Here is a 23,988-nt window from a genome sequence, read left to right as displayed (position 1 = left end):
TTTTGTCCTCTTTTCCTGTTATTCTCCCAGACCTGACTGGATCAGAGCCACAACTCCTTCCAGTGCTTCCTTTTCATCCTCGCCTTCACAGACAATTTCCACCTCATCATTGTACTTGACACTTGCTGCAAGTACACTTAACAGGCTTTTTGCATTTGTCGTTGCATTTCCCTTCTGGAATGAAATCTTTGCCCGGTACTTAATTGCCTCATCGCATAACTTTCCTGCCGGACGCAGATGCAGTCCCGCAGGATTTTTAATTTTTACTTTCTGACAAACCATGTTGTATCCCCTCCAAAATACATCTTTGGTATTTCTATTACTTGTGAAACAGCTTCTCGTTTAATTCTGACTCTCAGAGGAATCTGTTTCATCGGAATTTTCTCCCCCGGTTCCTGAAGAACCGTTTGTTGTCTGTCCGTTTTTGTCTGTAACGGTAACAGATGTCGTCACTGTGTCGGCGGTCTTATATGAACCATCCAATGTGACAGTTGCGGTCAAAGTTCCCGCCGTAAAATTGGAAGCATCTATCGAGCCAGTAATATCATTCGGATTGATCTCAGCTAGTACCTCATCAAATCCTTTCAGATTGACCGTCACGGTATCCGCATTAAATGCCAGTGACAAATTGTCTGGCAGATTCTTTACGGTGATATTTCCAACCGGAACTGCAAATGCCCGGGAATTTTCCCCTTCGATCACTAACGTCACACTGATCTGCTTAGACTGATCCGACGCAAGTGTTATTCCATCCGGAAGATATTTACTCAGTTCAATATTTGCTGTCACATCGGCAGTTGCATCGGAAACATTCATCTGCGATCCGCTAATCTCCAGTTCACTGATACTGCTTAACAGATCACTGTCGCCAGTCAGTTTTACGGTAGATTCACTGCATTTTGCCTCCACGAAACGATAACCGTCTGCCGGTGTTCCATTCGTAGTAAATTTCAGTGGAACCGATTTTCCCATGGAAATCTCAACATCCACATCAACTGATGTCCGATTCAGGCTCAGCCGGTCCTGAGGTATCTCATTTCCATCTGCATCCAGCAAAACGATTGGACTGCTGGTTGCCACATTTTCTTCTGCATTACTGATATCAACCACTGCCTGAGCCGTCTTAATCTGAGACACTACAGACTCCGGTCCCGTAACCGTGATCTTACCCGGTGCAGAAGAAGTCGATTCTACATAACAATACGCAGCTGGTGTTCCCTTCGTTGCAACTTTCACAGAGAAACGTTCCGTTTGCAGATTTTCAACACTTACCTTTAACGTAGCATCCCGCTTGTTAATTTCAATCTGGCTTGCATAACGGGAAGCACTGACACTGACCGGTATCGTTGTCATATCATCATTAATATTTTCCAGATTTGCCACAGCGGTAAAATCTGATTCAGACAATTCCTCGATGATCGAACGCTTTCCGGTAACCGTGAACGAGATCTTGTCAGTATTGTTTAAAATCTCATAGGTCTTACCCATATCTGACAGATATTCATTATTTTCGATGGTAACCGGTATCGTAAATCCTTTTGTCTTTTCCGGATCTTCAATATTTACCACTACCATCCACAAAATAATTGCAAATACTGCTGCCAGTATTTTGAGGCCAAAATTATTTGTTATCCGCTTTGTCAGTTTTCGTAACATGTTTTAGCCTCCTTTTCAGTTTTTCCAAATACGGTTCTGTGGTCTGGGACAATTTCGCCGCAAATCGCAGTTTACTTTTCAGGAAATCAGCATCAATATTACGATACAAAGTTCCTTCTACCGCCAGAGATACCGCACCGGTTTCCTCCGACACAATAATCGTCATGGAATCGCTCACTTCGCTGACACCTACCGCCGCACGATGTCTGGTTCCCAGTTCCTTACTCAGCTCCATATTATCTGACAGCGGCAGATAACAGGTGGCTGCCACAATACGGTCTCCGCGCACAATGATAGCACCGTCATGTAACGGCGTATTATGTTCAAAAATATTGATCAGAAGCTGGCTGGAAACCAGAGAATCCAATGGGATTCCGGTTCTGATATATTCATTCAGCATGACATCACGTTCAATTACGATCAGCGCACCGGTCTTTACTTTTCCCATCTCATAGCAGGCTTTTACAATCTCTGTAATCGTCTTTTCGGAAAAGCGAACAGTGCTTGCTTTCTGAAAATCAAAGCTAAAAAATGCCGTCAGGAAATTCTTACGTCCCAGTCGCTCCAGCGCATTCCGCAGCTCCGGCTGAAATATGATAACAAGCGCGATGGCTGCTATATTTACTACTTTTCCCGACAACCATAGGATCGTGTTCATCTGGAACAAAGCTGCGATCAAAAGAAAAATCAAAATAACAATAATTCCTTTAAAAAGCATCCATGCACGCGTATTTTTAACCCATACCATGATATGGTACAGCACAAACGCAATAATGATGATCTCTATCACGTCTGTAACGCCGATCTTTGGTTTGTCTATCCAGGAAAGGTATTTATCCATAAAGGCATACAATGCTGATCCTATCTCCCGCATTTGTTCACTTCCTCTCAAACAGTCGTTTCTTATTTATCGTCATGAAGTTCATTCATAATCTGTGTCTCCAAATCATCCTTTTCCGAATCATCCGGATGTCCCACATGTACTGAATTCACCTTTTTTCCTCGTGTAATCTTGCGGTTCTTTGCCCGTTTTGCATTAATCTTTTTCACCTGCTTATCTTCTACCGGTACAAATGCCTTCGGAACCGCTTTGACATAGTAATAATATTCATCGTCTTCAAACTGTGTATGTTCCACACGGCTGTAATCCACGCTCAGTGTCATAAAATCCAATACCAGAACGATCAGTAGAGAAATGATACATCCTGTAATCACCTTAACAATCCGTCCGCTCTCACCGATATAGATCTCACCGCTGCAAATGATTCCCATCTCCACGGCAATACCAATCACTGCTGCAATGGTACGTCCATGATCCACGGTCAGTTTTCGGATACAGGAGACAACGATGGCTGCTGCTGCAAATCCACCAAGGAAAATGTACATTTCCTTATCTGTAAAAATCTCTGTCACTGCCAGTGTCACAACACTTTTCTTAGTAATTCCATCTTTCGCTGAAAATAACGCTGCATTTTCATTGATATTCTTCAATAAAAAGAATACCATCTCTCCACATACTACAGAAACAACAGCGTACACCCGGCTCAGCAGTCCCGATGCCACCGGAACAACGTATGGGATTCCTGCCACGCCAAGCACCGGCGTCAACACCGCATACATTCCTTTTTTTCTGGAAAAACGGAAATAGATGCAGAAAAGAATCACAAAAATCAATGCCACGATCCCGCACAATTCCAATGATAATGCGTAACAGTTCAGCAGGATCAGAACTGCTCCTAAAAACAGCATCATTCCGGAAGGCAAAAAGGAACACAGTAATGCAAATAACAGTGGAATCGGATATTCCTTCAGCAAATCCATATAGCCTATTTTCTGATTGATCAGTGTAAATGCTGCAAATGCCACTAAAAATCGGAACACAGCGATTGTATAGATCTCATATTTACCGATAAACCGATAAATATGTTCTTTTATTTTTAATAATTGAACCATGCATACCTCCTGTTTTTCCGGCGTTTCTGCCTGTGCAGTCCCGCAGAAACTCTATGCGTCCTCCCGCGCCTTCTCCTCCGCAAGATAAGACTTATTTAACCGATGCAGATACCGCAGATACTGATCCCGCCGTTCTCTGCACTTTTTATGCTGATAAACTGCCACCAACGCACACAGCACCAGATACCCTGCCATAAAAATGATATAAAAAATTGCTGCCTGTTTCAGTAGCTGCATATAATCTACATTTGCAAAATATTGGTTTAAATCATCCCATTTGGAACACAGCCAAAGCATCACGATCGCAGCAAAACAAACCGTACCGGCTACAAATCCTTTTACCAGCTGTAAAATGACAAAGTCTGCCCGTCGATAGGTGCTGATCTTGAGTTCTTTTTCTCCCGCACCGGACTCCAGTATTGCCATCTTATTCATTTCCCGTACTCTGTCCTGATTAATCATAATAACCCACCTATTTTTGCTCATACTACAGAAAAAGTATATCACAAATTACCATGCAAGAAAAGTTTTTTATCCTCCGATTGCAATCGATGCCGCATACACTGTGCATTTTGTGCTTTGTCTCAGGCACAGTGCCGCTGCATCCAGTGTACTCCCTGTCGTATAGATATCATCGATCAGCAATACACATTCTCCCTCCGGCAGTTCTGCGCCTTTCCGAATCTGGAATGCGCCGCTCAAATTCCGGCGGCGTTCTCTGTCATTCAATGCTTTCTGTGGCACGGTATTTCGCACACGAAAAAGCGTTTTTTCATCTACAGGAAGATGTAATTCCCGCCCCATAGATTTCGCAATTACTGCCGCTTGATTGTACCCGCGTTTTCGCTGCCGTTTTCTGTGCAGCGGCACCGGTATGATCCTTGTAATCTTGCACCTGCGAATCCATGGTCCCAGTCGAACTGCCATTTCCCTGCCGTAAATTTCTGCATAATCCCGACGGTTTGCATATTTCATCCGATACAATGACAATTTTACCGGTCCCCGATAGGACAGCAGCGCACGATTTTGCCGGAATACATGCCGCTTTCTGCTGCAATCCGGGCAATATTCCCGCTGTGTATCCTCCAGCGGTTTCCCACATTTCATACAAAAATCTTCTGTGATCACAAAAAGTTTTTTTCTGCAGTCTGCACAAATGCCATCCGCATAAATCCGGTCGCACACCGGGCAGCGCGGCGGATACAGATAATCTAACCATTTCCCCCAATTCAAATTATAATTCCTCCAACTTATAACTCCTCCAACCGGTCTCTTAAACCGCTGTAACGCTTCTGTTCATTTACATTTGCTTCCATATTGTAAAATGCCTTCTCATCGCCTACCAAAGTCACACATTTGCGTGCTCTGGTCACCGCAGTATACAAAAGATTCCGGTTCATTAGCATCCGCGGACCGGTCAGTAGTGGAATAATGACTGCCGGATATTCGCTTCCCTGAGACTTATGTATCGTAATTGCATACGCCAGTTCCAGCTGATCCAGTTCCTTAAATGGATACTCCACCATTCGTCCTTCCTCATATTCTACGGTCAAGGTCTCAGAAAAAGTATTGATTTCACGGACAAGCCCCATATCTCCGTTAAATACTCCAAGACCTTTTTCAATCGGTATGTTGTAGCGGCTTCGCACTTCCCATTCTGCCTGATAGTTATTTTTGATCTGCATGACTTTATCCCCGACACGGAAAATCGTCTGTCCATGCTCATGCTCCGCTTTCTTCGCATCCGGTGGATTCAGATACTGCTGTAGGATCGTATTCAGACGTTCCACACCAAGTAATCCTTTTCGCATAGGTGTCAGCACCTGAATATCAAACGGTTCCGCATTGACATATTTTGGCAGTTTCTGCTGGATCAGCTGAATACAGATACTGATGATCACATTCGCATCATACCGTTTCAGAAAAAAGAAATCCCGGCTCTTATTATCTAAAACAACCGGCTCGCCACGGTTAATCTTATGTGCATTGACAATAATGTCACTTTCCGATGCCTGACGAAAAATCCGATTTAGACGCACTACATTGCAGGCATGGGAATCGATAATATCCTTTAACACACATCCCGGTCCGACACTCGGAAGCTGGTTCACATCACCAACCAAAATAACTCTCGTTCCCGCAACAACGGCTTTTAACAGATTGTGGATCAGTGTAATATCCACCATAGACATCTCATCAATGATCAGAACATCTGTCTCCAATGGATTCTGCTCATTCCGTTCAAAACCAGCATGCTCATCCATACCACCGGAAAGTTCCAGCAGACGGTGAATCGTCTTTGCTTCATAACCTGTGGTTTCACTCATACGCTTTGCTGCACGTCCCGTCGGCGCTGCCAGTGAAATATCCATCCCTTCAGATTCAAAAAACTGAATGATCGTATTAATCGTTGTGGTTTTTCCGGTACCAGGTCCACCTGTAATAACCAGCAGACCACTGCGCACTGCCTCTACCACCGCAATATGCTGCATTTCATCTAATTTCAGGTCAGACAATTCCTCAATTTTACGGATTCTCTGCTCTACTGCTGTTTCTGAAAAATCATATTTCACATTCAATTCCCGCAGCATAACTGCCACATTTAATTCCATATAATAAAAAGTAGATGCATAGATTTGTACCTGATCTTCGGTCTGTTTCATCACCAGTTTCCGGTCAATTGTCATATCCATATAATGTTTTTCCACTGCATCGGCATCTACTTCCAGCAATTCACATGCCCGCCGCGTCAGCAATTCCTTTGGCAGATACGTATGCCCCTCCAAAGATGCCTGCTGCAACACATATAAAATACCGCTTCGGATACGAAAATCTGAATCCATATGAATTCCTACTTTATGTGCGATCTCATCCGCAATTTTGAAACCTACACCGGTTACATCTTCTGCCAGTTTGTATGGATTTTCCTGTATGATGCGGTACATATCAAGCTGATAGGTCTGATAAATTTTGACTGCCAGAGTCAGTGAAATGCCATAATTCTGTAAAAAGATCATTGCCTGCCGCAGTTCTCTTTTTTCCTCTGTCTGCTCTGCAATCTCCTGTGCTTTCCGCTCACTGATTCCCTTAATCTCTGCCAGACGCTCCGGTTCTTCTTCTATAATACGAAAGGTATCTTCCTTGAACCTTCGCACAATCCGCGCTGCCAGAGCCGCGCCGACTCCTTTGATTGCCCCGGAGCCAAGATACCGTTCAATCGACACAATATCCTGTGGTGCTTTGATGGCATAGGATTCCACCTGAAACTGCGGTCCATAAGAAGGGTGTACGGTATATTCGCCTTTCAGTTCCACACTTTCCCCCTCACTGATAAATTGGAACACACCGACACAGGTCACTTCATCTTCCTCTACCGCAAGGTTCAGAACTGTATATCCATTTTCTTCATTTCGAAACACAATGTGTTCCACAAATCCGGTAATTGTCTCCATAACTCTCCTTTTTTACAGGCAAAGATACTCGCAATCCGTCCACACTGCTTGCTTATTTTTACGCAATAAAAGCAGGTGACTTCCTCAATTTTGGTCAAGCGGATATTCGCAATCCGCTTCGCTACTTGCTCATAACCGAATAACTGCTCCGCAGTTTATCAGAAGGAGCTTGCACTCCTCCTGATACAGGCAAGTCCCCACCCACTGCTTATTGCTTTTCGCAATTGAAGCAGGGGACTTACTTGATTCGGTTAAAAAGAGACAGTCTGCACCTGCTGACTGTCTCCCTCTCTATCTCTTACTTACTGCTCGTCTCTCTTACCTGAAAGAAATTCTACATACTTTCCGGTTCCGATTGCCACACAGGTCATCGGATCTTCCGCTGTCATTGTATTAATGCCAGTATGTGACTCAATCAATTCCTCCAGACCGCGAAGTAATGCTCCACCACCGGTCAGGACGATTCCACGATCTGCAACATCGGCTGCCAGCTCAGGCGGTGTCTTCTCCAAAACACTGTGCACTGCATCAACGATCTGCATCGTTGCCTCGCGTAATGCTTCCTCTGTCTCCTCAGAAGAAACAGTTACGGTCTTTGGTAAACCTGTGACAAGATTTCGTCCTCTTACGTCCAGAGTCATCGGCTCCGGAAGCGGATAACATGTACCGATTTTAATTTTGATATCTTCTGCGGTACGCTCACCGATCAGAAGGTTATGTTTCTTTCTCATATAACGAACCAGCGCTTCATCAAAATCGTCTCCGGCAATTTTGATAGAAGTACTTACTACGGTTCCGCCAAGTGAAATAACTGCAATATCTGCAGTACCACCACCGATATCTACGATCATGTTTCCACATGGTCTGGAAATATCGATTCCGGCTCCGATTGCAGCTGCGATCGGCTCCTCAATAATTTTTACATCTCTTGCTCCTGCCTGAAATGTCGCATCTTCTACTGCTTTTTTCTCAACTTCTGTGACACCACTCGGTACGCAGACGCTAATCAGTGGTTTACGAAAGCTCTTTTTGCCAACTGCTTTCTGAATGAAATATTTCATCATTTTCTCTGTTACTGTATAATCAGAAATAACACCCTGACGCAACGGTCTGACTGCTACGATATTTCCCGGTGTTCTACCAAGCATCAGTCTTGCTTCCTCACCAATTGCTTTAATTTTATTTGTATCGCGGTCAAATGCAACAACGGATGGCTCTTTTAAAACAACGCCTTTGCCTTTGACATAAACAAGAATACTTGCTGTACCTAAATCAATTCCAATATCTGTTGAAATCATCTTTTTGTCTCCTTTCCCTTTTCATCCTCGTATTTTATCTGTCTCTATAATAAAGTTCTATTTCTAATTTAACCAAACTAAATCGTCTTTCGAAATATGAACCGGCATACGTGTTTTTATTATATACAAATAATTGCATTTTTCAAAGCCTTTTTTTCCTTTTCAGAGAAATCCACGATGAATTAACCAATTCTTAATAGTTTTTTAGGAAAAGTAATTCTTTTTTTCTAAAATGTTCGCAATTTAATCACAGAATGGACACATTCTCTTTTTATACTAACACTCGTAATCGATTATAAAAGGCTTTTGCTTTTTATAATAAATTTTTCATAACTCAAGCTTCCCGGATTCCCCAAGTCCGGGAAGTACTCCCCGAAAGTTCAGGCACCGCAAAACGCGGTGCCTTTTTATGCATACTCGCATGCAAAGAAATTATTGCTTCGCAATCATACTCGCGCAAACAAGAAAACTGTGCTGTTTAAAGTCTTCATTACGAAAATATATGGCAGCACAGTTTCTTGATTTTATTTATTCGTTTATTATTTCAGATATTTCTTCACGTATTTTCCGGTATAGGAAATCGAATTTTCTGCCACCTGCTCCGGTGTCCCCTCCGCAATGACAGTTCCACCGCCATCGCCACCTTCCGGTCCCATATCAATGATATAATCCGCTGTCTTGATCACGTCCAGATTATGTTCAATAACAACCACCGTATTGCCGCCGTCTGTCAGACGATGCAGGATCTCGATCAATTTGTGTACATCTGCAAAATGCAATCCCGTCGTCGGCTCATCCAGAATGTAGATGGTCTTTCCGGTGCTACGCTTGCTCAGCTCTGTTGCCAGTTTGATTCGCTGTGCCTCGCCTCCAGATAACGTTGTGGATGGCTGTCCCAGACGCACATAGGAAAGTCCTACATCATATAACGTCTGAATCTTACGCTGAATGGAAGGGACATTCTCAAAAAATGTCAATGCCTCCTCCACTGTCATATCCAGCACATCATAAATGCTTTTTCCTTTATATTTAATTTCCAGAGTTTCACGGTTATAGCGTTTCCCCTGGCACACTTCACACGGAACATACACATCCGGTAAAAAGTGCATTTCAATCTTTAAAATTCCGTCTCCGGAGCATGCCTCGCATCGTCCGCCCTTGACGTTAAAGCTGAATCTGCCCTTTTTGTATCCTCTTGCCTTAGCATCCGGTGTTGCCGCAAACAGATCACGGATCTGGTCAAACACACCGGTATAAGTTGCCGGATTGGAACGCGGAGTTCTTCCGATCGGAGACTGATCGATGCAGATGACTTTATCAAGCTGCTCTAATCCATCAATGCCTTTGTGTTTTCCCGGAATGCATCTTGCACGATTTAAGCTTCTTGCCAGATGTTTGTATAAAATCTCATTAACCAGAGAACTTTTACCGGAACCGGACACACCTGTCACGCAGGTCATAACGCCCAGCGGTACTTTTACATCGATATTTTTCAGGTTGTTTTCCTGCGCTCCGCGTACTGTGATAAATCCTGTCGGCTGCTTACGTTCCTTCGGCACCGGGATCACCAGTCTGCCGCTTAAGTACGCTCCCGTCAGAGACTTTTCACATGCCATAATATCGTCAACCGTACCGGCTGCCACTACTTCTCCGCCATGCTCTCCGGCTCCCGGCCCGATATCCACGATATAGTCCGCCGCACGCATGGTATCTTCGTCATGTTCTACTACAATTAATGTATTTCCAAGATCTTTCAGATTCTTCAACGCTGCCAGCAGTTTATCGTTATCACGCTGATGCAGACCGATACTCGGCTCATCCAGAATATAAGCCACACCAACCAGACCGGAACCGATTTGGGTTGCCAGACGGATACGCTGTGCCTCACCGCCGGACAAAGTACCCGTTGCTCTCGACAAGGTCAGATATTCCAGTCCTACTTCTTTCAAAAATCCAACACGGGCACGGATTTCCTTTAAAATCTGGTCACCGATCAGATGCTGCTGCTCGGTCAATTGTAAATCTTCCAAAAATGCGCACAGGTCTTTTACGGACATGGAAGTAATCTCATGGATATTTTTATCTGCAACGGTAACTGCCAGAGATTCTTTTTTCAGACGCTGTCCATGGCAGGCTTTACACGGTGTGATCCGCATAAATGTCTCATATTCCTGCTTGGTCAGATCCGATCCGGTCTCACGGTAGCGGCGTTCCACGTTGCGGATCAGTCCCTCAAATGCCACATCATAAACACCGACGCCGCGCTGTCCTCGATAATGTACCACTAATTTTTTTCCATCCGTTCCATGTAAGATCACATTACGCACAGATTCCGGCAATTCCTCGTATGGTGTATTCAGGTCAAAATCATATTCTTCTGACAATGCTTTCAAAATCGCGTAAGTGTAGCTGGACGGATCATTGGAAGACTGCCATCCCATCACTTGAATCGCACCTTCTGCCAATGATAAATGTTTATCCGGAATCATCAGATCCTCGTCAAATTCCATCTTGTAGCCAAGTCCGAAACACTCCGGGCAGGCGCCAAAGGGATTGTTAAAGGAAAAACTTCTCGGTTCTATCTCACCAATACTGATGCCGCAGTCCGGGCAGGAAAAACTCTGGGAAAACTGGATCTGCTCTCCACCGATCACATCCACGGTCATCAGTCCGTCCGCCAGTTCCAGTACATTTTCAATGGAATCCACCAGACGTTTTTCAATGCCTTCCTTTACTACCAGACGGTCTACTACAACCTCGATATTGTGCTTTTTATTTTTATCCAGACTGATCTCCTCTGTCAGTTCATACACACTCCCGTCAATCTGTACACGTACATAACCACTGCGTTTGATGCTGTCTAACAGTTTCTGATGCGTACCCTTTCTGCCACGAACTACCGGCGCCAGAAGCTGGATTTTCGTCCGTTCCGGAAGCTGCATGATCTGATCTGCCATCTGATCAACGGTCTGTTTTTTAATTTCTTTTCCGCATTTTGGGCAATGCGGAATACCGATTCTTGCATACAGTAATCGGAAGTAATCATATATTTCCGTCACGGTTCCAACAGTAGAACGCGGATTTCGGTTTGTTGATTTCTGATCGATGGAAATTGCCGGAGACAGTCCTTCGATTTTCTCCACATTCGGTTTTTCCATCTGTCCAAGGAACTGACGGGCATAGGAGGACAGGGATTCCATATAGCGACGCTGTCCCTCTGCATAAATCGTGTCAAATGCCAGAGAGGATTTACCGGAACCGGACAGACCGGTCAATACGATAAACTTATCTCTTGGCAGCGTGACATCAATATTTTTTAGGTTATGCTCATTGGCTCCTTTGATCTTAATGTATTGTTGTGCCATAGTTGTTGTTCTCTTTTCTTTCGCTTTCTAGTATTCACGTTTTTTATTTCTTTATGCTACATGTATCATAACTATTTTTCATAGATTACTCATAATTCGTTTCATAAAATGTAATTCTGCAAAAATACTATTTGTATTTTAGGAATCTTAAGCATTCTGAAGCATTTTCTTCAGATCCACCATCTGATCACGCAGCTGCGCGGCAGCTTCAAAATTCAGTTCTGCTGCTGCCTTTTTCATCTTCTTCTCCACATCTTTGATCAGTTTTTCCAGTTCCTTCTTACTCATGGATTCTGGATCTTTCTTAAACCGTACCTCTTCCTGAGCAACCTTTTTAGAAATACTGATCAGATCACGCACAGATTTCTGAATCGTCTTCGGTGTAATTCCATGTTCTTCATTATATGCCATCTGGATCGCACGACGACGCTCCGTTTCATCCAGAGCCAAACGCATGGAATCCGTGATCGTATCCGCATACATGATAACGTGTCCTTCGCTGTTTCGCGCTGCACGTCCAATCGTCTGAATCAGAGATGTCTCAGAACGCAGGAATCCTTCCTTGTCCGCATCCAAAATTGCTACCAGCGTAATCTCCGGAATATCCAGTCCTTCTCGCAGAAGGTTGATTCCCACCAGTACATCAAACACATCCAGACGCAGATCACGGATAATCTCCGCACGCTCCAAAGTATCAATATCAGAATGCAGATATTTGACACGGATACCGATTTCTCGCATATAATCCGTCAGATCCTCTGCCATTTTCTTCGTCAATGTCGTGATCAGAACTTTATGACCTGCCGAAGTTTCCTTATTTACCTCACCAATCAGATCATCAATCTGTCCCTCTACCGGCCGAACCTCTACATACGGATCCAGCAGACCGGTCGGACGGATAATCTGCTCCGCACGCAGCAATTCATGCTCTTTCTCATATACATTCGGCGTTGCGGAAACAAACAGCATCTGATCAATCTTGCTCTCAAACTCTTCAAAGTTCAACGGACGGTTATCCTTTGCCGATGGCAGACGGAAACCATAATCAACCAGCGTCGATTTTCTCGACTGGTCACCCGCATACATGCCTCGCACCTGTGGAATCGTAATATGTGACTCATCCACAATGATCAGAAATTCATCCGGGAAATAGTCGATCAGCGTATAAGGTGGAACTCCCGGCTTCAGTCCTGCCAAATGTCTCGAATAATTCTCAATACCGCTGCAAAATCCCGTTTCACGTAACATTTCAATATCAAAATTCGTACGTTCTGCGATACGCTGTGCTTCGATCAGCTTATCTTCCCCTTTAAAATAACGCACACGCTCTTCCATCTCTTTTTCAATCTCGACCGTTGCCTGATTGATTTTTTCCTGTGGAACAACGTAATGAGAAGCCGGGAAAATCGCGCAGTGCTCCAGTCGACTCTTGATCTCTCCGGTCAGCACATCGATTTCCGTGATTCGGTCAATCTCATCTCCGAAAAACTCTACCCGAACTGCCGTATCCGTATTGTTTGCCGGAAAAATCTCCAGAACATCGCCGCGCACACGAAACGTACCACGATGAAAATCCATATCATTTCTCATATACTGAATGTCAATGAGCTGACGGATCACATCATCCCGGTCACGCTCCATGCCCGGTCGCAGGGAAACCATCATGTTCTGATAGTCCACCGGACTTCCCAGACCATAAATACAGGAAACACTAGATACGATGATGACGTCGCTGCGCTCCGTCAGTGCGGCTGTAGCAGACAAACGCAGCTTGTCAATTTCTTCGTTAATTGCTGAATCTTTTGCAATATATGTGTCTGTAGACGGAACATAGGCTTCCGGTTGGTAATAATCATAGTAGGAGACGAAATACTCAACGGCATTGTTCGGAAAAAATTCTTTCATTTCCCCGTAAAGCTGTGCCGCCAATGTCTTATTATGTGCAATGATCAACGTCGGTTTGTTCAACTGCTGAATGACGTTCGCCATGGTAAATGTCTTTCCAGAGCCGGTGACACCAAGCAGGGTTTCAAACTGATTTCCTTCCTTGAAACCTTTCACCAGTTCCGCGATTGCCTGCGGCTGATCGCCGGTTGGTTTGTATTGTGAGACTAATTCAAAATGATCCATGCAGACCTCCTGAGTAAATCTGATTTATATCGTAAATAGCTGTCATGTTTTTACTTTCTTAGTACTGTTACCCGATTAGTATATCATTCATATAGAAAAAAGTACAGAGCAAATCGAATGTTTGTTCTGTACTTTTTTCTCATATTCCACCTACTCTACTCGCAAAACTCCACGATCTTCTCCGCAGTCTCTTCCTGCTGCTCTTTTGCCGAAATATCCGCTTCTCCATCGCCTTTCTGCGCACCATAATCTCCATATCCCGCATGATTACCGCCCTGGATGCAGAATTCTTCATAAACAGACGGCATCAACTTTCGTCCTTCCGTCACCTTATCCATATTCACAACTCCATCGTTGCTTCCATAAATAGACAACACTTTCAGATCTGTGTCTGACAAATCTTTTGTGGAATACGCAGCCAAAAATATCAGTCCATCCAGCTTTTCACTGTTCTTATCTGCATAAACGGCTGCCATCGCCCCTCCCAGAGAATGCCCTGCCAGATACCAGTGATCATAACTGTAAGTTTCCATAATTTTATCTGCACGATTCATCCCCATAAACGCCAGATTGCCCGGCATATGCACCAGATAACAATCAATTCCGTCCACAGCCAGCTGTTTCAGCAAACTTGCGTACGCTAAATCTTCCACCTTTGCTCCCGGATAAAAAATCAGGGCTGTATCATTGCCCGGTCCATCGAAAAAGTAGCCGTACTCAGCTTCCTCTACCTTTACATCATCTGTGCTCTCCAGCGCCGCCTGCCGATCCTGCACATGATAATAATTGCTTACATAAACAAGGGACACGATGACCAAAGCCACTATCACAATCAGGCCGATCAAACTTGCCCTTTTTAATCTTTTTCTGCTTTTCTTCTTTCTCATTTTCTTTTCCTTTCCTGTCTGCTAATTCTTTTTTAGTCAATCTCAACAATCTTAATTTTTTCATACCCATCATTTCTTAAAATTGTTGTAAAAATTCCGTAAATTTATTTTTTTCTCTTGACGAATGCATTTTTTCGTATTAAACTGACCAAGGTTTTGAGAGGATGACCTTTCAAACAACCTTGATTCATAATACATCAGATTTATGTTTTCTAAAAGTTTTTTATAAAACACGGTTCAATTTTGCCACATAATAAACAGGCAAATAAACACTGGTATCATCCACAGAAAACATTCTGAAATTTTAACAGGAGGTGTGATCATGGACAATTGTGATAGTACAGGACGAAGTATGATCTGCGGTGGCAGACAATGGAAACTGATTATGCAGCTGTTCCATGTAATTCACTGATCCCTGCATTTTCATTTCCAACCGAATATAAGATTGATATAAAACTATACGGAACGTCAGTTCATTTTAATTTAATTTATATATGTTACATATTCATTTTCTCACTTGAACTGCGTATTAATCCCTATAACTTTATTCAATTTACTCCCACCGCACAAAGGATTCCTATACTGCACAGTAGTAACTGTAACGTTTGCTTTCGGACTTTCGTAAAGCGGTGATTTTTTATGCCCTTTTTTCAGAGGTACACAACTTTATTACCAGTGCATTACCATTTTGCCTTTAAAAGTTGACAAATGTATCTAAGTATCTGAGGGCTGTCAGGAGGAAATGAGATGAAAAAAACATTAAACATCAAACCAAACTACGCAGAAGAATTACTGAAAATCATTCAGAGCCCGTTAAAAAATGAGGTCCTGTTGGATCGGCTGAATGATTATCATGAAAGAGATATTGCAGATGCGTTAGAACTGCTGTCACCACAGCAGCGCAAGAAACTGTATCCGGTGCTTGGTGCCAAACGTCTTGCGGAAATTTTTTCCTACTTGGAGACACCGACACAGTATCTGTCAGAGCTCAGTGTCAATCAGGCTGCAAAAATCGTATCCTACATGGATTCTGATGATGCGGTAGATGTACTGGAACAGATGGAAGCATCCGCAAAAGAAAAAATCGTAAAATTGCTGGATGCTGATTCCAGTCATGACATCCATTTGATTCTCTCCTACGATGAGGATGAAATCGGAAGTATGATGACAACGAACTTTGTTGCCATCAGAAAAGAACTGTCTGTCCGTCAGGCTATGCGTGAACTGGTAGAACAGGCAGGCGAAAATGACAATATTTCCACAGTTTACGTAGTAGATGATGCCGATAAATTTTACGGCGCCATTGATCTGAAGGATCTGATCATCGCCAGAGAAAACGATGAACTGGAAGACATCATCAGTACTTCTTATCCATATGTAACAGATCATGAAAAAATTGAAAACTGCATCGAAACGATTAAAGATTACGCCGAAGATTCTCTGCCAGTTCTGACCGAAACTGGAGAACTGATCGGTATTCTGACTGCTCAGGATATCGTAGAAGCAGTCGATGATGAAATGGGTGAGGACTACGCAAAACTGGCTGGTTTGACTGCTGAAGAAGATCTGCATGAGAAAACATCCACCAGTATCAAAAAACGTCTGCCATGGCTGATCATCCTGCTTTTTCTCGGAATGGCAGTATCTTCCGTGGTCGGCGTATTTGAAACAGTCGTAGCTGTACTGCCGATCGTTATGTGTTTCCAATCCCTGATTCTTGATATGGCTGGAAACGTTGGTACCCAGTCTCTGGCTGTTACCATCCGTGTACTGGTTGATGAAACATTAACTGCAAAACAAAAATTTGGTCTTGTTTTGAAGGAGATGAAAGTCGGATTCTTAAATGGACTTTTCCTTGGAATCCTCTCCTTCGTATTCATCGGTCTGTACATCTGTGTGTTAAAAAATTATCCGATGGGACATGCATTCCTGATCTCCGGCTGCGTTGGATTTTCCCTGATGGTAGCCATGGTGATCTCCAGCATGGTCGGCACATTGATCCCGATGTTCTTTCACAAGATCAAAATCGATCCGGCAGTTGCTTCCGGTCCGTTGATCACAACTGTCAACGATCTGGTTGCCGTTGTTACTTACTACGGACTTGCATGGCTGCTGCTGATCCATGTACTGCATATAATTTAAAAAACATACGCCATTCATCATGACTACATGATTAATAAGTACAACAGGATGATAAAATTTGTTTCTACAAAAAGCAAACAAAATCATATAAAAAGACAGCTGTATACTGAGTATTTCTCAGCGTACAACTGTCTTATTTTTTACATATCGTTGTATTCCTTACTATTATTCGGACTACATCTGTTTTCTTACAATACTGTACTCGTCTCCCGGGCGATAATACGGACATTCCCGAAACTGCCCGATGATGAACCGATACATCTCATCCTGATCCAGATCCTGGGTACAGACATAGTACTCATAATCTTCGTCATATTCATAATTCATACAGTATTCGCAATTTGATCCTGTGCGTTTCTGCTTTTCACTCATATTCTGCCTCAATCCTGTTTATATAATGTTCTTTCCATTCTGGTCAAGCGGATATTCGCAATCCGCTTCGCTACTTGCTCATAACCGAATAACTGCTCCGCAGTTTATCAGAAGGAGCATGCACTCCTCCTGATACAAGCAAGTCCCCACCCACTGCTTATTGCTTTTCGCAATTGAAGCAGGGGACTTACTTGATTCGGTTAAATTATACTATAGCATTTACGGCTTCAAATATCCACAGAAAAGCATTTTTACAGATATATTTTATAATTTCACCGGACCATTTTCTTTGATGTAACGCCATCCCTCTGCTGTTTTCTCTACTTCCAGACAGCACTGTACGTTCTGGGACGGATCCGGATGATTTTTCCACAGATCATATAATTTCGGTAAAAATACCGGCCACTGGCTTGCCTCAAAATCCTCATGCTCTGTCAGGAAATTCGGTACGATCTTCGCATTCGGATCTTTTTTCAAAATATCAATGATAAATGATGGCGGTGCAGATACTTTGGAGTTCTGTACTGTTGCTGTGATATGTACGCAGCCGCCTTCTACATCTTCCCACATATGAACCGTAGAATCTACCAATTCACCAAGATCATTGAATACACCCTCGCAGATTACATGTTTCAGACATGTAGTAAATGGGAAGAAATCTTTCAATGCCAGTCTGTGAATCTCTACGCCTTCGCCGCCAAATACAGCTGCGCCCGGCTCACATGCCTCAGAGATCATATGGACAGAAGCTTCCATACCATACTCTACCGGAGTTTTTACCCATGTAAATTTCTTGTGAGAACCCGGAGCCCACAGATAGTAACCTTTCTCCATGTTTGCCCAGAACCAGTCCATCATCTCGGATGTTATACCCGGAAGAAAATGCTGCTTCTGTGACGGAAGTACATAACCTTTGTCAATGGCATCCTGATTTAATTCCAGTTCCGGCAGTAATGGGTTTGGTTTTTCCGGTTTCTCGTATGCTACAAAGGGTACGTTTACATTGTCTTGACATGGCAGATAAGTCTGTCCGCCGTTTGCTACATATTTTACAGTTTCACTCATAATCTTTTCTCCTTTTTGCCAGCTGACATTTTGTTTTTTGGTCTGCTGGTCTTACCTAATTATTATTTTATCTATTTTCAGCTATCTTGTCTAGGACATTTTTTTCTGAATCTTTCTTAAGAAAACACGATGTCCTCCTATACTATGCTATAATTATCTTATTGATTTTAACCATTACATAAAAATATTTTTCAAAGGACAACTACCATCATGGAACAAGCAGATATTTTAATCGTCGATGACAATCCTGAAATCCGGGAAATCATACAGATTCTCCTCTCCGGTGAAGGCTATCAGGTTCACGAAGCTGCCAACGGCCATCAGGCACTTATGTTATTAAGGCAGACTTCTTTTGATCTGATCATTCTGGACATTATGATGCCGGGACTCAACGGCTATCAGACTTGTCTGGAAATACGCAAAATAAGCAATGCACCGATTCTTTTCTTAAGTGCCCGCACACAGGAAAGTGACAAAACCCTTGGGTTTTCCAGCGGTGGCGACGATTATCTGGCAAAACCGTTTTCTTATGCCGAACTGGTAAGCCGTGCAAAAGCCCTGCTTCGCAGATATCAGGTATATCAGGGAAAACCAACAGTTCTCACACAGACTTCCACCATCACGTATGCGCAGCTGATACTGAAAGAACAGACTCAGGAAGTTACGAAAAATGAGATTCCTGTAGATTTGACAGATACGGAATATTCCATCCTGCGCTTATTGCTGACGCATCAGGGTCAGATTTTTTCCACGGAGCATCTCTACGAATCCATCTGGAACGAACCTTATTACTATGGAGCAAATAACGTCATCATGGTTCATATTCGAAATCTGCGGCGAAAAATTGAAGATGATCCGAAAAATCCAACGTTGATCAAAACTGTCTGGGGAAGGGGCTACCGCTGTGACAAAGAAAGTTAACCGAAAAAAGATACTATCTCATGCAAACCATTTTTCTATCCTCCACGACAAAAATCCGCTCTGGAAAATTCCACGGATCCGCCTGCAGTTTCTTGTAACCATCCTGCTTTCCTTCCTGCTTGCAATTGGCGGATTCTCCCTGACCTGGCATATGATGCCCTGTGCATGGAAAATTGTCCGTCATATCCCTGGTATGGATCTGGATCGGGATGCACTGAAAAAAGATCTTACAGAACGTGCAAAAAACTATGATCTGCCCTCTTCCGAAAACAATAAACAGGAACAGGATGCGTTCGCATCATTTTTTGATTCTCTGGATTCCTACACCGGCATTGCCATTTACGGTAGTGATGACGAATACTTTCGCACACAGCATACCGCTGACATCATTCACAATAAAAACTGGAACTTCTTTACCCAGATGATCTTTCAGATCACATATAGTAATTATGCAAAGGTGGTACCACTGAATGGGATTGAAGATTATTTCGAAATAGATATCGATTTCAAAAATGAAACCGGCAAACTTTATGTTTCCAGTTTCCATAACTCCAAGCTGACCATTCCATGGTTCCTGTTTTCCATCGGAGTTGCTCTCTTTCTGCTGTTGCTGCTGCCACTTTTGTTTTTACGAAAAAAAGTGCAGGACATCGGGATTCTAAAAGACCACATTTTGCAAATGTCCGGTGGTGACTTACATCAACCAATCCGTCCCATGGGAAATGATGAACTTGGCATTCTGGCACGGGAACTGGACCAGATGCGCAGTACGCTGTACACCAACATACAGCAGGAAACAGAAAGCCGCCGTGCCAATCAGGATCTCATCACCGCCATGTCCCACGACTTGCGCACACCGCTGACTATTTTGCACGGTTACCTGGATATTCTGGCTCTTGGGCGCAATCCGGATCAGCAATCGGAATACATCCGACGCTGTCTGCAAAAAACAGAGGACATCCAGCAGCTCACTGACCGTATGTTTGAATACTCACTGGTTTATGAACCACCACAATCCCCTGTTTTGACACCGATTCCTCTCACGGATCTTCAGCTTACCCTCACGGAACATCTGGATTTTCTTCACCTTGCAGGATTTCAGACATTGGAAACCTTTGCCCCCATATCCGGGCAAATTAATGGGGACGAAACATCCCTGAAACGATTATTTCAAAATCTGTTTTCCAATATCTTAAAATATGGAGACAAATCAGAACCGGTTACTTTGCAGTTTTTTGTGAGAAATAGCGCCTGTCAGATCATACTTTCTAACGCGGTAAAACCGGTTCATTCCGACATTGAAAGTAATCGGATCGGTTTGAAAAGTGCAGAAAAAATTGCCGAACTGCATCATGGCACACTGGCTTTCCGTCAAACAGATGAAAAACAATTTATCGTGAGCGTAACGCTTCCTGTGTTTTCGCACAAAAATGGCACCTGATGATACAACTATCAGATGCCATTTTCCTATTTCACATATTATTCTGCAATTTTATACAGTTCATACAACTGCCACATTGTTAGCACTCACTCTGAAAACAATCTATTATTGTCTATCATTTACAGATGTATAAAAGCCACTCAAAGCAACGATGTATTTATGCTTTTCTTCCGCAACACTGTTTGTATTTTTTACCACTTCCGCATGGGCACGGATCATTCGGATATACTTTCTTCGCTTCACGTGTCTTTGGTGCTCTCTGTGTGGAATCATCTTTGTTTGTTCCGGTTACTTTGGCAACCTCCTCACGCTCTACCTTCTGCTCAACTTTTACATGGAACAGCATCTGAATCGTTTCTTCCTGAATGCTTGCGGTCATATCGTCAAACATTTCAAATCCTGCCATTTTGTACTCAACCAGCGGATCTCTCTGTCCATAAGCCTGCAGACCGATACCTTCACGAAGGATCTCCATATCATCAATGTGATCCATCCATTTACGGTCGATAGTTTTCAGCAGAACAACACGCTCCAGCTCACGGATCATCTCTGCCTCCGGGAACTCAGCTTCTTTTGCTTCGTATAATTTTACTGCACGCTCTTTGAGCATATGTTTTAACTCATTTGCGTTCAGGCTCTGGATCTCATCATCTGCTAACGGCTGCATAGGAATTACCGGGATCAGTAATTCATTTAATTCTACAACATCCCAGTTCTTATCCTCTTCATCTGATACACAGCGATCTACTGTATTTTCTACACGGTCTGTGATCATCTTGTAGATGGCATTGCGCATGTTTTCTCCATCCAGTACTCGACGACGCTCACCGTAAATGATCTCTCTCTGATCATTCATAACCTGATCGTACTCCAGCAGGTTTTTACGAATACCAAAGTTGTTACCCTCGATCTTCTCCTGCGCTTTCTCAATCGCGTTGGAAAGCATCTTATGCTCAATCTGTTCACCATAAGGAACACCGATGGCATTGAACATGTTGATCAGTTTCTCAGATCCAAACAGACGCATCAGGTCATCTTCCAGAGAAATGTAGAAACGGGACTCACCCGGATCTCCCTGTCGACCGGAACGACCACGCAGCTGGTTATCGATACGACGGGACTCATGACGCTCTGTACCGATGATCTTCAGACCGCCGGCAGCTTTTGCCTCATCATCCAGCTTGATATCCGTACCACGACCTGCCATGTTGGTTGCGATGGTAACCGCACCATGTACACCGGCCTGAGCAACGATCTCTGCCTCAAGTTCATGGAATTTCGCATTCAATACGCTGTGCTGAATGCCTTCTTTTTTCAACATTCTGCTTAAAAGTTCGGAAGTCTCAATGGTAATCGTACCAACCAGAACCGGCTGACCGGTTGCATGCGCTTTCACAACTTCCTTTACAACAGCTTCGAATTTTTCCTGTTTTGTCTTATATACAGCATCTTCTCTGTCAATACGTGCGATCGGACGGTTGGTCGGAATCTCGATAACGTCCATGCCATAGATATCACGGAACTCTTTTTCTTCTGTCAGGGCAGTACCTGTCATACCGGCTTTTTTCTTATATTTATTAAAGAAGTTCTGGAATGTGATGGTTGCAAGTGTCTTGCTCTCACGTTTTACTTTTACATGCTCTTTTGCCTCAATTGCCTGATGCAGACCGTCAGAATAACGACGTCCCGGCATGATACGTCCGGTAAACTCATCAACGATCAGGATCTGGTCATCTGCAACAACGTAATCCTGATCACGGTGCATTAAGTTGTGCGCACGCAGGGCAAGGATAATATTATGCTGAATCTCAAGATTCTCTGCATCTGCAAGGTTGTCGATCTTGAAGAATTTCTCAACCTTCTCGACACCTTCCTGTGTCAGATTGATCACTTTATCTTTCTCATTTACGATGAAATCACCAGTCTCCTCGATCTCAATACCCATAATGGCATCCATTTTGGAAAATTCCTGACTTGCCTCACCACGTTTCATCTGTCTTGCCAGAATATCACATGCTTCGTACAGCTTTGTGGATTTGCCACTCTGACCGGAAATAATTAACGGTGTACGTGCCTCATCGATCAAAACAGAGTCAACCTCATCGATGATCGCATAATGCAGATCACGCTGAACCAGCTGCTCTTTGTAAATAACCATGTTGTCACGCAGATAATCGAAACCAAGTTCATTATTGGTAACGTAAGTAATATCGCACTCATATGCTTTCTTACGCTCATCATGATCCATATCATTTAAAACAACGCCAACGGTAAGTCCAAGGAACTCATGTACTTTTCCCATCCACTCAGCATCACGCTTTGCCAGATAGTCGTTGACTGTAACGATGTGAACACCTTTTCCTTCCAACGCATTCAGATATGCCGGAGATGTGGAAACAAGTGTCTTACCTTCACCAGTCTTCATCTCAGCGATACGTCCCTGATGAAGAACGATTCCACCGATGAGCTGTACACGGTAATGCTCCATACCAAGCACACGTTTTGCAGCTTCACGAACGGTTGCAAATGCCTCCGGAAGCAGATCGTCCAGAGACTCTCCTTTTGCAAGTCTTTCTTTATATTCTTTTGTCTTTCCACGCAGCTCCTCATCAGATAATGCCTGCATCTGTGGGCGAAGTGCTTCAATCTTGTCAGCAATCGCATTGACAGACTTCAGCTCTCTGTCACTGTGGGTTCCAAAAATTTTTTCTATAATACTCATGTATTTATCCTGTACCTTTCTTTCTCTACGGTCAAAACCGTCAAACATACTCTCTTATTTTACCACTGAATAGATTTTCACACAATACACAAAGCAGTAAACGATTTGTGAACTTTTTATAAACGAACCGTTTTTTGTATACAAATTTGCTTTCTTTATGCTATACTTGTCAATTGAATATACAAAAGGAGGATTTCATTATGAGTTATTTATACAAAACTAAAGGAACCTGTTCCACTATGATCGAAGTAGAGCTGGATGGACACGTTGTAAAAGATGTAAAATTCACCGGCGGCTGCAACGGTAACCTGAAAGCAATCCCGAAACTTGTTCAGGGACTTACCGTAGAACAGGTAGAAGAAAAACTTTCCGGTATTTCATGTTCCGGTCGTCCGACTTCCTGTGGTGATCAGCTTGCCAAAGCCTGTCGCGCAGCGTTAGAGGCACAGAACGCATAAGAATACTATTAGGGCAACTAAATAAGAACCTAAAAAGCATCTGACAGAATTTGTATCTGTTAGATGCCTCAGACTGTAGACAAACTTGGTGTTGGGTGTTATATCCAGCACCATTTTTCTTTTAAA

The 23,988-nt window shown here is 43.2% G+C and carries 18 protein-coding genes; 4 read left to right on the top strand and 14 right to left on the bottom strand.

Translation table 11 applies throughout. From position 1 onward, the window contains the following. Positions 1–18: 18 nt before the first annotated feature. The 11 genes from DXB15_RS13915 to DXB15_RS13865 form a co-directional block, all read right to left on the bottom strand. The gene (locus DXB15_RS13915; protein ID WP_109215340.1) at positions 19–282 is read right to left on the bottom strand and encodes an HPr family phosphocarrier protein; all 264 of its coding nucleotides are present in this window, start codon (positions 280–282) and stop codon (positions 19–21) included. Between the two features lie 60 nt (positions 283–342). Continuing rightward, positions 343–1,656 carry a CdaR family protein gene (locus DXB15_RS13910; RefSeq protein ID WP_118703295.1) on the bottom strand — a complete coding sequence of 438 codons (1,314 nt, stop codon included), beginning with the start codon at positions 1,654–1,656 and terminating at the stop codon, positions 343–345. After that, a complete protein-coding gene (gene cdaA / locus DXB15_RS13905; protein ID WP_109215338.1) occupies positions 1,622–2,530 on the bottom strand; it encodes a diadenylate cyclase CdaA in 909 nt (302 codons plus the stop codon). The genes DXB15_RS13910 and cdaA overlap by 35 nt, the downstream gene beginning before the upstream one ends. A gap of 29 nt (positions 2,531–2,559) precedes the next feature. Next, positions 2,560–3,609 (bottom strand): hypothetical protein, encoded by a 1,050-nt coding sequence (locus tag DXB15_RS13900; protein ID WP_118703294.1) that lies wholly within the window; start codon positions 3,607–3,609, stop codon positions 2,560–2,562. 51 nt (positions 3,610–3,660) lie between these two features. After that, positions 3,661–4,071 (bottom strand): hypothetical protein, encoded by a 411-nt coding sequence (locus DXB15_RS13895; protein ID WP_118703293.1) that lies wholly within the window; start codon positions 4,069–4,071, stop codon positions 3,661–3,663. A 69-nt stretch (positions 4,072–4,140) separates the two neighbouring features. Then, positions 4,141–4,842, bottom strand: a complete 702-nt coding sequence (locus DXB15_RS13890; protein WP_243115656.1) for a ComF family protein — start codon at positions 4,840–4,842, stop codon at positions 4,141–4,143. A 17-nt stretch (positions 4,843–4,859) separates the two neighbouring features. After that, the gene (recD2, locus tag DXB15_RS13885) at positions 4,860–7,061 is read right to left on the bottom strand and encodes an SF1B family DNA helicase RecD2 (protein WP_118703291.1); all 2,202 of its coding nucleotides are present in this window, start codon (positions 7,059–7,061) and stop codon (positions 4,860–4,862) included. A gap of 302 nt (positions 7,062–7,363) precedes the next feature. After that, positions 7,364–8,359: a rod shape-determining protein gene (locus DXB15_RS13880; RefSeq protein ID WP_021740650.1), complete on the bottom strand. Its 996-nt coding sequence runs from the start codon at positions 8,357–8,359 to the stop codon at positions 7,364–7,366. A 539-nt stretch (positions 8,360–8,898) separates the two neighbouring features. Next, positions 8,899–11,724 carry an excinuclease ABC subunit UvrA gene (gene uvrA / locus DXB15_RS13875; RefSeq protein ID WP_118703290.1) on the bottom strand — a complete coding sequence of 942 codons (2,826 nt, stop codon included), beginning with the start codon at positions 11,722–11,724 and terminating at the stop codon, positions 8,899–8,901. A 147-nt stretch (positions 11,725–11,871) separates the two neighbouring features. Beyond that, positions 11,872–13,854: an excinuclease ABC subunit UvrB gene (uvrB, locus tag DXB15_RS13870; protein WP_118703289.1), complete on the bottom strand. Its 1,983-nt coding sequence runs from the start codon at positions 13,852–13,854 to the stop codon at positions 11,872–11,874. Positions 13,855–14,009: 155 nt separating this feature from the next. Continuing rightward, a complete protein-coding gene (locus DXB15_RS13865; RefSeq protein WP_118703288.1) occupies positions 14,010–14,741 on the bottom strand; it encodes an alpha/beta fold hydrolase in 732 nt (243 codons plus the stop codon). Positions 14,742–15,488: 747 nt separating this feature from the next. On the opposite strand from DXB15_RS13865, the gene mgtE reads away from it, so the two are divergent. Beyond that, complete coding sequence (mgtE, locus tag DXB15_RS13860; RefSeq protein ID WP_118703287.1) at positions 15,489–16,883, top strand: magnesium transporter; 1,395 nt, start codon at positions 15,489–15,491, stop codon at positions 16,881–16,883. A 174-nt stretch (positions 16,884–17,057) separates the two neighbouring features. On the opposite strand, the gene DXB15_RS13855 is transcribed toward mgtE, so the two are convergent. After that, entirely contained in the window at positions 17,058–17,255 is a 198-nt protein-coding gene (locus DXB15_RS13855) for a DUF6472 family protein (RefSeq protein ID WP_109215329.1), read from the bottom strand. A 264-nt stretch (positions 17,256–17,519) separates the two neighbouring features. Then, on the bottom strand, positions 17,520–18,320 hold the full coding sequence (locus tag DXB15_RS13850; RefSeq protein WP_118703286.1) for a glycogen debranching protein: 801 nt from the start codon (positions 18,318–18,320) through the stop codon (positions 17,520–17,522). 210 nt (positions 18,321–18,530) lie between these two features. Between DXB15_RS13850 and DXB15_RS13845 the strand changes: the two genes are divergently transcribed. Further along, positions 18,531–19,241 carry a response regulator transcription factor gene (locus DXB15_RS13845; RefSeq protein WP_118703285.1) on the top strand — a complete coding sequence of 237 codons (711 nt, stop codon included), beginning with the start codon at positions 18,531–18,533 and terminating at the stop codon, positions 19,239–19,241. Next, positions 19,225–20,682 (top strand): HAMP domain-containing sensor histidine kinase, encoded by a 1,458-nt coding sequence (locus DXB15_RS13840; RefSeq protein ID WP_118703284.1) that lies wholly within the window; start codon positions 19,225–19,227, stop codon positions 20,680–20,682. Before DXB15_RS13845 ends, DXB15_RS13840 begins: the two co-directional genes overlap by 17 nt. A gap of 157 nt (positions 20,683–20,839) precedes the next feature. On the opposite strand, the gene secA is transcribed toward DXB15_RS13840, so the two are convergent. Then, positions 20,840–23,404, bottom strand: a complete 2,565-nt coding sequence (secA, locus tag DXB15_RS13835; RefSeq protein WP_109215328.1) for a preprotein translocase subunit SecA — start codon at positions 23,402–23,404, stop codon at positions 20,840–20,842. Between the two features lie 200 nt (positions 23,405–23,604). On the opposite strand from secA, the gene DXB15_RS13830 reads away from it, so the two are divergent. Continuing rightward, positions 23,605–23,862, top strand: a complete 258-nt coding sequence (locus tag DXB15_RS13830) for a TIGR03905 family TSCPD domain-containing protein (RefSeq protein ID WP_109215326.1) — start codon at positions 23,605–23,607, stop codon at positions 23,860–23,862. Positions 23,863–23,988: the final 126 nt, after the last annotated feature.

Source organism: Roseburia sp. OM02-15 (genome assembly GCF_003481835.1).
Lineage (GTDB): Bacteria > Bacillota > Clostridia > Lachnospirales > Lachnospiraceae > Eubacterium_I > Eubacterium_I ramulus_A.
The sequence above is the reverse complement of the archived record's forward strand: the minus strand, read 5'-3'. Positions and strand labels throughout refer to the sequence as shown.

What these genes read in the sequence shown, in the direction of transcription:
- DXB15_RS13915 (WP_109215340.1), bottom strand. Translation starts at nt 282, where the DNA reads ATGGTTTGTCAGAAAGTAAAAATTAAAAATCCTGCGGGACTGCATCTG.
- DXB15_RS13910 (WP_118703295.1), bottom strand. Translation starts at nt 1,656, where the DNA reads ATGTTACGAAAACTGACAAAGCGGATAACAAATAATTTTGGCCTCAAA.
- cdaA (WP_109215338.1), bottom strand. Translation starts at nt 2,530, where the DNA reads ATGCGGGAGATAGGATCAGCATTGTATGCCTTTATGGATAAATACCTT.
- DXB15_RS13900 (WP_118703294.1), bottom strand. Translation starts at nt 3,609, where the DNA reads ATGGTTCAATTATTAAAAATAAAAGAACATATTTATCGGTTTATCGGT.
- DXB15_RS13895 (WP_118703293.1), bottom strand. Translation starts at nt 4,071, where the DNA reads ATGATTAATCAGGACAGAGTACGGGAAATGAATAAGATGGCAATACTG.
- recD2 (WP_118703291.1), bottom strand. Translation starts at nt 7,061, where the DNA reads ATGGAGACAATTACCGGATTTGTGGAACACATTGTGTTTCGAAATGAA.
- DXB15_RS13880 (WP_021740650.1), bottom strand. Translation starts at nt 8,359, where the DNA reads ATGATTTCAACAGATATTGGAATTGATTTAGGTACAGCAAGTATTCTT.
- uvrA (WP_118703290.1), bottom strand. Translation starts at nt 11,724, where the DNA reads ATGGCACAACAATACATTAAGATCAAAGGAGCCAATGAGCATAACCTA.
- uvrB (WP_118703289.1), bottom strand. Translation starts at nt 13,854, where the DNA reads ATGGATCATTTTGAATTAGTCTCACAATACAAACCAACCGGCGATCAG.
- DXB15_RS13865 (WP_118703288.1), bottom strand. Translation starts at nt 14,741, where the DNA reads ATGAGAAAGAAGAAAAGCAGAAAAAGATTAAAAAGGGCAAGTTTGATC.
- mgtE (WP_118703287.1), top strand. Translation starts at nt 15,489, where the DNA reads ATGAAAAAAACATTAAACATCAAACCAAACTACGCAGAAGAATTACTG.
- DXB15_RS13855 (WP_109215329.1), bottom strand. Translation starts at nt 17,255, where the DNA reads ATGAGTGAAAAGCAGAAACGCACAGGATCAAATTGCGAATACTGTATG.
- DXB15_RS13850 (WP_118703286.1), bottom strand. Translation starts at nt 18,320, where the DNA reads ATGAGTGAAACTGTAAAATATGTAGCAAACGGCGGACAGACTTATCTG.
- DXB15_RS13845 (WP_118703285.1), top strand. Translation starts at nt 18,531, where the DNA reads ATGGAACAAGCAGATATTTTAATCGTCGATGACAATCCTGAAATCCGG.
- secA (WP_109215328.1), bottom strand. Translation starts at nt 23,404, where the DNA reads ATGAGTATTATAGAAAAAATTTTTGGAACCCACAGTGACAGAGAGCTG.
- DXB15_RS13830 (WP_109215326.1), top strand. Translation starts at nt 23,605, where the DNA reads ATGAGTTATTTATACAAAACTAAAGGAACCTGTTCCACTATGATCGAA.